This is a genomic window from Brachybacterium sp. SW0106-09, assembly GCF_001293905.1.
Lineage (GTDB): Bacteria > Actinomycetota > Actinomycetes > Actinomycetales > Dermabacteraceae > Brachybacterium > Brachybacterium conglomeratum.
Genome location: NZ_BCAK01000045.1, coordinates 1 through 7,911, shown reverse-complemented (window position 1 = coordinate 7,911; position 7,911 = coordinate 1). Strand labels below are relative to the sequence as shown.

Annotated in this window: 10 protein-coding genes and 1 tRNA gene; 6 read left to right on the top strand and 5 right to left on the bottom strand. The window is 70.9% G+C overall.

From position 1 onward, the window contains the following. A partial coding sequence (locus tag Y09_RS13920; RefSeq protein WP_082358861.1) for an IS3 family transposase occupies window positions 1–912 on the top strand: 912 nt, incomplete at its 5' end. Window positions 913–925: 13 nt separating this feature from the next. On the opposite strand, the gene Y09_RS17690 is transcribed toward Y09_RS13920, so the two are convergent. Further along, window positions 926–1,450 (bottom strand): tyrosine-type recombinase/integrase, encoded by a 525-nt coding sequence (locus Y09_RS17690; RefSeq protein WP_200716819.1) that lies wholly within the window; start codon window positions 1,448–1,450, stop codon window positions 926–928. 593 nt (window positions 1,451–2,043) lie between these two features. Here Y09_RS17690 and Y09_RS13910 point away from each other — a divergent pair. Continuing rightward, window positions 2,044–2,940, top strand: a complete 897-nt coding sequence (locus Y09_RS13910; RefSeq protein ID WP_053918270.1) for an NAD(P)-dependent oxidoreductase — start codon at window positions 2,044–2,046, stop codon at window positions 2,938–2,940. Between the two features lie 127 nt (window positions 2,941–3,067). Here the strand turns inward: Y09_RS13910 and Y09_RS13905 are convergent, their stop codons facing one another. Next, window positions 3,068–3,652, bottom strand: coding sequence for a sugar O-acetyltransferase (locus Y09_RS13905; RefSeq protein ID WP_053918269.1), 585 nt, complete (start codon window positions 3,650–3,652; stop codon window positions 3,068–3,070). Between the two features lie 45 nt (window positions 3,653–3,697). Then, window positions 3,698–4,204 (bottom strand): GNAT family N-acetyltransferase, encoded by a 507-nt coding sequence (locus Y09_RS13900; protein ID WP_082358860.1) that lies wholly within the window; start codon window positions 4,202–4,204, stop codon window positions 3,698–3,700. A gap of 38 nt (window positions 4,205–4,242) precedes the next feature. On the opposite strand from Y09_RS13900, the gene Y09_RS13895 reads away from it, so the two are divergent. Beyond that, window positions 4,243–4,662, top strand: coding sequence for a YchJ family protein (locus Y09_RS13895; protein ID WP_053918268.1), 420 nt, complete (start codon window positions 4,243–4,245; stop codon window positions 4,660–4,662). Window positions 4,663–4,857: 195 nt separating this feature from the next. Here the strand turns inward: Y09_RS13895 and Y09_RS13890 are convergent, their stop codons facing one another. Both Y09_RS13890 and Y09_RS13885 read right to left on the bottom strand, forming a co-directional pair. Next, the gene (locus Y09_RS13890) at window positions 4,858–5,334 is read right to left on the bottom strand and encodes a hypothetical protein (RefSeq protein ID WP_053918267.1); all 477 of its coding nucleotides are present in this window, start codon (window positions 5,332–5,334) and stop codon (window positions 4,858–4,860) included. A gap of 68 nt (window positions 5,335–5,402) precedes the next feature. Beyond that, window positions 5,403–6,158 (bottom strand): SDR family oxidoreductase, encoded by a 756-nt coding sequence (locus Y09_RS13885; RefSeq protein ID WP_053918266.1) that lies wholly within the window; start codon window positions 6,156–6,158, stop codon window positions 5,403–5,405. A gap of 152 nt (window positions 6,159–6,310) precedes the next feature. On the opposite strand from Y09_RS13885, the gene Y09_RS13880 reads away from it, so the two are divergent. From Y09_RS13880 to Y09_RS13870, 3 genes are all read left to right on the top strand, one after another. After that, window positions 6,311–6,392, top strand: a tRNA-Leu gene (locus tag Y09_RS13880). 72 nt (window positions 6,393–6,464) lie between these two features. Then, window positions 6,465–7,151: a histidine phosphatase family protein gene (locus Y09_RS13875; protein WP_053918265.1), complete on the top strand. Its 687-nt coding sequence runs from the start codon at window positions 6,465–6,467 to the stop codon at window positions 7,149–7,151. Beyond that, window positions 7,148–7,690 carry a DUF4916 domain-containing protein gene (locus tag Y09_RS13870; protein WP_053918264.1) on the top strand — a complete coding sequence of 181 codons (543 nt, stop codon included), beginning with the start codon at window positions 7,148–7,150 and terminating at the stop codon, window positions 7,688–7,690. The genes Y09_RS13875 and Y09_RS13870 overlap by 4 nt, the downstream gene beginning before the upstream one ends. Window positions 7,691–7,911 lie beyond the last annotated feature (221 nt).

Sequence of the window (7,911 nt, the reverse complement as noted above, 5' to 3'; positions counted from 1 at the left end):
CATCCCAGCCGGCCGCAGGCCCGCCAGAGGCCATTACAGCTCTACCCGCTCGTGAACGAGCTCGCCGGTGACGGGATCCCTGTCGCGGTGCCCTTGCGGGTCCTGAAGCTCTCCCGCCAGCCTTACTACCGCTGGAGGAAACAGCAGGTCACCGAGTCCGAGTTGGTCGAGGCCTATCGGGCGAACGCCCTGTTCGACGCCCACCTGGATGATCCCGAGTTCGGCTACCGGTTCCTCGCCGGCGAAATGGAGTCCGTGGGTCAGCGGATGTGCGAGCGGACTGCGTGGCGGATCTGCCGGGACAACCAGTGGTGGTCCGCCTTCGGCAAGAAGCGCGGCAAGAACGGGAAGCGCCCGGGACCGCCGGTGCACGATGACCTGGTCCAGCGGGACTTCACCGCGGATGACGTCAACGAGCTGTGGCTGACCGACATCACCGAGCACTGGACCGACGAGGGCAAGCTCTACCTCTGCGCCATCAAGGACGTGTTCTCCGGCCGCATCGTGGGCTACTCCATCAGCGACCGGATGAAAGCGCGTCTCGCAGTAAACGCCCTGGACAACGCGGTATTTCGGCGTCGTGACACTGCCGGCTGCATCGTGCACTCGGACCGCGGAAGCCAGTTCAGGTCACGGAAGTTCGTGCACGCTCTGAACCGGCATCACCTCATCGGATCGATGGGGAAAGTCGGTGCCGCCGGGGACAACGCCGCGATGGAGTCTTTCTTCGCGCTGCTCCAGAAGAACGTCCTGGACCGCAAGCGGTGGCGGACTCGAGAGGAGCTGCGGATCGCGATCATCACCTGGATCGAGAGGACCTACCATCGACGCCGACGACAGGCGCGCCTGGGTCGATTGACCCCCATCGAATACGAGACCATCATGAACCAGACCGTCAGCCTGGCGGCCTAACCCCAGCTGACACCTACTCGTGCATCAGTCCCTTGATGAGCTCACCAACTCGTACAGGCTGAATATGCGTGTCGGCGTAGGAGCCCTTGGAGGGGAAGAGCCAGGGCATCTCAGGTGAGAGGTTGTCGAACTGGCGCCTCACTGCTGCTGTGGCAGCTGGCGTAAGAGGGACGGTCCGCTCGCGCCGGCCCTTCCCGTGCACGATGAGAGAGATCCCGTCGCGCTCGGCGATCATGTCTGGGCGTGCAACGACCGCGATTTCGGCGCGTCGCAGGCCCGCTTCGGCGGCTAGCGTGATCATCGCTCGAACTCTGGTGTCGGAGGCGAGCAACGCCTTGCGGATGATCGGGTCCGGGCAGGGCCTGGGAAGGGGCTTGGGCGAACGGGCTGGCGGGATGAGTGCGAGAGGGTCGGCGATGATCCGTCCCGTGCGGTGGAGCCAGGTCGTCCAGATGCGTAGTGAGGTGCGCGCGCTTCGACGTGTCGCTGCCTTCCAGCGAGGATTCGCTAGGTAGGCGACGAGCCATTCCAGGTCCAACGGGTCAGTCTCAGCCGGTACTCCGTCGAGGTAGGGGCGGACGTGATACTCGCGGAGTCGCACAGTCGTCTCGGACCGCTCCGAGGCGCGAAGCCAGGCGGTTCAGAGAGGGAGTTGCGCGGTGACGTCCATAGTCATCACTGTGCCCAGCGGGGCTGTTTCAGATCGAGCAGCGATGCTCAGTCGGGGATAAGGGGGTTGTGTGGAGGAGAGGAGCTGTGGGCCCGGAGCTGTTGCCTCTGCTCGAACCGAGACTTCAGCCAAAGGTCATCCGACCATGGTGCGGCGACCTCGAGTTTCGCTGAAGTCGACCTCGATCACGGCGCCGGACTCCCGCTCGTAGAGACTCTTAATCAGCGGGTCCGGGGTTCGAGTCCCTGATGGCGCACCCGTGAGAGAGGCCCCACCGTCCAGGTGGGGCCTCTTCGCGTTCCGGGCCCGTTCCGCATCAGCGCGGCGCCTCCTCGATCTTCACGGGTCCCACCCGTCCGTCGGGACCGCCTTCGACGCGCGGACCTGCACGGGTCCCCTAGACTCATACCTCGCAGGGAGTCGGCAAGGGTCCGGAAGGACCCTCAGCGGAGGAGGTCAGCGTGAGGATCGCGGTCACCGGTGCCACCGGAGTGCTCGGCCAGGAGGCCGTCGAGGCGCTCGTCGCCGCCGGGCACGAGGTCACGGGCATCACCCGTCGCGATTCCGGGGTCCCGATCGTCGAGGGCCGCGGCGGCGCCGCCGTGGTCGCCGACGTCTTCGACGCCACCGACCTCGCCCGCGCCTTCCGCGGCCATGACGTCGTCATCAACACCCTCGCCCACGTGCCCGTCGGCATGGCGGGCCTGCGCCCCCTGGCCTGGCGCGAGGACGACCGTCTCCACCTCGAGGCCTCCGTCGCGATCACGAAGGCCGCCGCCGACGCGGGCGTGCGCAAGCTGATCCAGGAGTCCTCCGTCTTCCTCTACCCGGACAACGGCACCGACTGGATCACCGAGGACCAGCCGCTGTCCGTGCGCAACCAGGCGTTCCGCCCGCGCGTGCGGGAGATGCGGGCGGCGGTGGACTTCGCGACCTCCGGTCGCAGCGCCGTGGTCCTGCGCCTCGGCCAGCTGTTCGGCCGCGACCCGCAGACCACGCATGCACTGAAGGCCACCCGCGAGGGGGACCCGATCCTGCTGGGCAAGCCGGAGAACTACATCACCCTGCTCCACCACACCGATGCCGGTCTCGCCTTCGTCGCCGCGCTGCGGGCCGACAGCGGCTTCTACAACGTCGGCGGCGAGCCGATCACCCGCGGCCGCTGGGCGAAGGACCTCGCGATGGAGGCCGGGGCCGAGACGCCGGCGAAGTTCTACCCCGAGATCACGCAGGCGATCGTCGGCACCCGGCTCGAGGTGCAGCGGCGCTCGCTGCGCGTCTCCTCGGTGCGGTTCATGTCCGAGACCGGATGGCGGCCGACGGTGGGCCCGTCCACGAAGGGCTGGTCGCGCCGCTGAGCGACGCGGGCGCGGCCGTCGGCAGGAGCGCATGGGCAGGAACGCGGACGCGCCGACGCCGAGCGCCTGATCGCGCCGCCGACGAGCGTCTGACCGCGCCTTTGCCGACGCCGGCCGGACCGACCGCTCAGAGCTCGCGGATCACCTTCGCGGGGCTGCCGACGGCGAGGCTGCGCGCCGGGATGTCGCGGGTGACCACGGACCCCGCCCCGATCACGGAGTCCTCGCCGATGGTCACGCCCGGCATGATGATCGCTCCCCCGCCGATCCAGACGTTGTCGCCGATGGTGATCGGCTCCGCCGCCTCCCAGCCGTCCCGGCGCGGCCCGGGCTCCAGCGGGTGGATCGGGGTGAGCAGCTGGATGTTCGGGCCGAGCTGGCAGCTGCGGCCGATGCGGATGTCCACGACGTCCAGGGCCGTCAGCCCGAAGTTCACGAAGGTGCCCTCCCCGATGTGGAGACGGCTGCCGTAGTCCACCTGCAGCGGCGCCCGCACGTGCGCGCCCTCGCCGAAGGTCCCCAGCAGCTCGCGGAGGATCTCCTGCGCACCGTCGGGATCGGCGGGGTACTCGCGGCCGAAGCGGTCGGACTCCTCCAGCGCGTGGCGGAAGGCCGCCTGGATCTCGGGGTCGTCGGCGCGGTACCAGTCCCCCGCGAGCATCCGCTCGAGCGGGGTGCGGGGGTCGTTCTCGTCGATCTCGAAGGACTTCATCCGGCCAGGATAGGGAAGCGCGCTGAGCATCCGGTCCGGGCTGTGTCAGCGGGGCAGGCGCATGCCGAGGCTGGGGTCCGAGTCGATGAAGCCGAGGGAGCGGTAGAGGCGCTGTCCCGGCGGATCGGCGAGCAGGGTGATGTACGGGTGCGGGGGCGCGGCCCGCTCGATCCGGTCGATGAGGTCCTCCATCACGGCGCGTCCGAGGCCGCGGCGCTGATGGTCGGGGTCGGTGGCGATGTCGGCGAGGTGGAAGTACCAGGTGCCGTCGCCGAGGGTGCGACCCATCGCGGCGAGGCCGCCGTCGGCGGTGCGGATCGTGGTCCAGGCCCAGCTGTTCTCGAGCGCGCCGACCGCCTGCTCCGGGGTGCGGGGGCTGAGCCCCGCGATCTCGCGCAGACGGACGTACTCCTCGCTCCTCGGCGCGGCGTGCTCCAGGCGGTAGCCGTCAGGAAGTGCGGCCGGGCCGGCGGCGCCGCGCCCGCCGCCGGCGCCGGCGCCGGGCCCGTCGTCGGCGCCGGCGGCGGGGCTGTCGGGGTCGCGATCGGTCATGGGGCGATCCTGCCAGGTCCGACCGCGATACTGGGACCATGGCCGACTCCCCCGCTCCCCTGCCCGACGACGCCCGCTGCCCCTGCGGGAGCGGTGACGTGCTCGGCGCCTGCTGCGGGCCCGTCCTGCGCCGCGAGCGTCGTGCCCCGACGGCCGAGGCGCTGATGCGCTCGCGGTACACCGCCTTCGCCGTGCGGGACCTGGAGCACCTGCTGCGCAGCTGGCACCCCACCACCGCCCCCTCGCGGGAGGATCTCGCCGCCTCGCTCGCCGAGGAGGTGCGCTGGCTCCGGCTCGAGATCCATTCGACGACAGCCGGCGGACCGTTCGACGACGCGGGCACCGTGGAGTTCACCGCGATCTCGAAGGGGCCGGGCGGCCGCGCTGTCCAGCACGAGATCTCCCGCTTCGTGCGCGAGGACGGTGTGTGGCTCTACCTCGACGGTCGGGTGGACTGAGTCCCGACCGGCCGGTCCGCAGCGGGGCGGCGCGGGGCCGTCGGCTGTGTATCGGCTCGTCGGCCGCATGCTGGCCGTGCGCCAGCCCATCGGCCGCGCGCCAGCCCGTCGGCCACGTGCTCGTGCCCCCGGACGCGACGACGCCCCGGACCCGCTCGGGGGTCCAGGGCGCCGCGGATGCCTCTCGGCCGGAGGTCAGCTGCCGGCGGCGGCGACCTTCTTCTCGGCCCGCTTCGCGGCCTCCTGCAGGATCGCGCCGAGCTCGGCGGCCTGCTTCTCGGCCTCCTTGGCGCGGGGCAGGGAGGACTTCTTCACGGACTTCGCGGCCTTCTTCGCGGAGCGCTCAGTGCTGCGTCGCGCCTCCTTCATGGCCGCGGCGATCTTCTCGCCGCGCGTCGGCTCGCGACGCGAGCGGGCGACCAGCACCGCGATGCCCGCGCCGAGCACGACCACGCCGATGACGCCGCCCACGACCACAGGAAGGGTCGAGTCGGACTTCCCGTCACCGGCGGCCGAAAAACCCTTGACCGAGCCGACCAGCTCGTTCTTCCAGCGGGTCACGGCGTTCTTCGGGTTCACGCGGTCGATCAGCTCATCGATGTCGGACGCGAGGTTGTCCTGACGCCGATAGGCCTCGTCGCGCATGTCGTCCAGGCTCTTCTTGTCTGCCACCACTGCCTCCGGGTTGATCAGGGTCTGCTGTGCAGATCGTATCGTGATCGAGGGTACGGGTCGGACGATCAGCCCTGGGTGCGGGCCAGGAAGTCGTCGGCGCCGCCGACGAGCTCCACGTGCCCGGTCTCCACGTCGGCCGTCGCCATCTTCGCGACCTCGGCCGCGAACTCCTCGACCGAGTACAGCTTCCCGGCCGCCTCCCGGCGCTGCTCCAGCGCGCCGGGGCGGGCGCGGTCGAGCAGGGTCGCGGTGACGGTGCCCTCGATCATGTCGCCCGAGACGACGACGAAGGTGACGCCCTTGTCGCGCATCTCCGGGAGGCGCTCGGTGAGGGCGGCCTCGCCGGCGCGCTTGGAGCGGGCGACCTGCTCGTACTCGGGCATGGTCTCGACGTCGTCGATGAAGTGCGCCTGGTGGCTCGTCACGAACACGACGCGACCGCCCGCGGGCAGGTGCGCGAGGCCGGCCTCGAGCGCGGCGACCTGCGCATCGCGGTTCAGGCGCATGGCGTAGTCCTCGCCGAGGTCCTTCTCCATGCCGCCGGACGCGTTCAGCACCAGAAGGTCGAGACCGCCGAAGCTCTCGATCGCGGCGGACATGAGCGCCTCGAGGCCCTCGGCCGTGGTGAGGTCCGCGCCCACGGCGACGGCCTTCCCGCCCGCGGCCTCGATCTCTGCGACGACCTTGTTCGCCCGGGGCGCCTTCTGGCGGTAGTTGATGACGACGTTCGCGCCCTCGGCGGCGAGCAGCTTCGCGGTGGCCGCACCGACCCCTCGCGAGGATCCGGTGACGACGGCGGTCTTGCCTGCGAGGGCGCTCATGGGGAACTCCTGAGAGGTCGGGGATCGGTGTCCGTGACGGGTGGGGCGCGCTGGGTTGGCCGGGTCGCGCGCCTCCGACCGTCCGAGCCTACCGGAGCACGTCGACGAGGCGGTTCGGGCGCACCGCGACGCGCCCGCTAGGCTGGCCCGGCGCGCGAGTGGCGGAATTGGCAGACGCGCTGGATTTAGGTTCCAGTGCCCGAGGGCGTGAGGGTTCGAGTCCCTTCTCGCGCACGCATGCGGCGGCCGCGGAGGCGGCGGCCGCGCAGACGACCGCACACGGCTCGAGATCGAGGAGAGCGCCCCATGACCCTGTTCGGGCTCGTCCGCCACGGGCAGACGGACTACAACCTGCAGAACCTCTTCCAGGGGTCCTCGGACATCCCGCTGAACGACACCGGGATCGCGCAGGCCCACGCCGCCTTCGACCGTCTGCCCGCCGTGGACTGGGACGTGGTCATCACCTCGCCGCTGCAGCGCGCCGAGCAGACCGGCCGCATCATCGGCGAGGACCACGGCATCCCCTTCGGCGGCACGGAGCCGCGACTGGTCGAGATCGACTGGGGCGCGGCCGAGGGACAGCCCGTCGAGGAGATGGAGGCCCGCTATCCGGCCCGTTCGTTCCCGGGCCGCGAGGACCATCAGGCCGTCGCCGACCGCGGCTACGACGCGCTCGAGGACCTCGAGACCCGCTACCCCGGCCAGAAGGTGCTGCTGGTCGCGCACGGCACCCTGATCCGCTTCCTGCTCTCGGGGATCATCGAGCGCCCCCTGCCCTCGATCCCGAACGCGACCCTGTCGCTGATCGAGCTCGAGGGCACCACCTGGCGGGTGCGGATGATCGCCGGCGAACAGGTCGACCACGCCGTCGAGGTGCCCACCAGGGCGCAGAACCCCCGCTTCATCGTCGACAAGGCGCAGCTCGCGCCCCACACCACCGCCGGCGCCACGGGCGCCGCCACCACCGCACCGATCCCGGGAGGGAACGCATGAACAGCCGCACCGCCGTGGACTCCGAGGGCTCCTGGTTCGATCCGGAGCGCGTCTCCGACCTGCGCCGTCACCTGCCGATCACCTACGTCGACGTGGTGCCCGTGCGCACCGACGTGGACGGGGCCGTGGCAGAGGTGGGGCTGCTGCTGCGCGCCTCCGGTGCCGGTCAGATCGTGCGTGCGATCGTCTCCGGACGGGTGCTGATCCACGAGACGCTGCGCGAGGCGATCGCCCGGCACGTCGAGAAGGATCTCGGGCCGATGGCGATGCCGCGCGTCCCCGTCTCCCCCGTCCCGTTCACGGTCGCGGAGTACTTCCCCACGCCCGGCGTCTCCCCCTTCCACGACCCGCGCCAGCACGCGATCTCGCTGGCCTACGTGGTCCCGATCGACGGGGAGACCGCCCCACAGGAGGACGCCCTGGAGCTGTCCTGGTTCGGGGTGGACGAGCTGCTCGGAGACTCCTCCCCGCTCCACGAGATGGACGGCGGCCGCGACCTGCTGGTGCGCCGGGCGCTGGCGTACATGGGCGCCGCCTGAGCGGCATCGTCTGAAGGCGCCGCTGCACGGTCAACGGCGCTCGTGCCCCTCAGCCCGTGCCCTGGCCCGACGTGCTCCGGCGCCCGTGCCCTGGCCCGCGCACCTGTGCTCCCCTCCGCGCCGCAGGCCGGCCGCGAACGGGCGCGGCGCGAAAGAACTCGAGTGGCAGGTTTCGATCGGTTCGGCGCCGGCCGTTTCAGTCGGTGAGTGCGACTGTGGTG

Excerpts from the sequence above, each read along its gene's own strand:
- Y09_RS13905 (WP_053918269.1), bottom strand. The coding sequence starts at position 3,652 with ATGAAGTCCTTCGAGATCGACGAGAACGACCCCCGCACCCCGCTCGAG.
- Y09_RS13900 (WP_082358860.1), bottom strand. The coding sequence starts at position 4,204 with ATGACCGATCGCGACCCCGACAGCCCCGCCGCCGGCGCCGACGACGGG.
- Y09_RS13895 (WP_053918268.1), top strand. The coding sequence starts at position 4,243 with ATGGCCGACTCCCCCGCTCCCCTGCCCGACGACGCCCGCTGCCCCTGC.
- Y09_RS13885 (WP_053918266.1), bottom strand. The coding sequence starts at position 6,158 with ATGAGCGCCCTCGCAGGCAAGACCGCCGTCGTCACCGGATCCTCGCGA.
- Y09_RS13875 (WP_053918265.1), top strand. The coding sequence starts at position 6,465 with ATGACCCTGTTCGGGCTCGTCCGCCACGGGCAGACGGACTACAACCTG.
- Y09_RS13870 (WP_053918264.1), top strand. The coding sequence starts at position 7,148 with ATGAACAGCCGCACCGCCGTGGACTCCGAGGGCTCCTGGTTCGATCCG.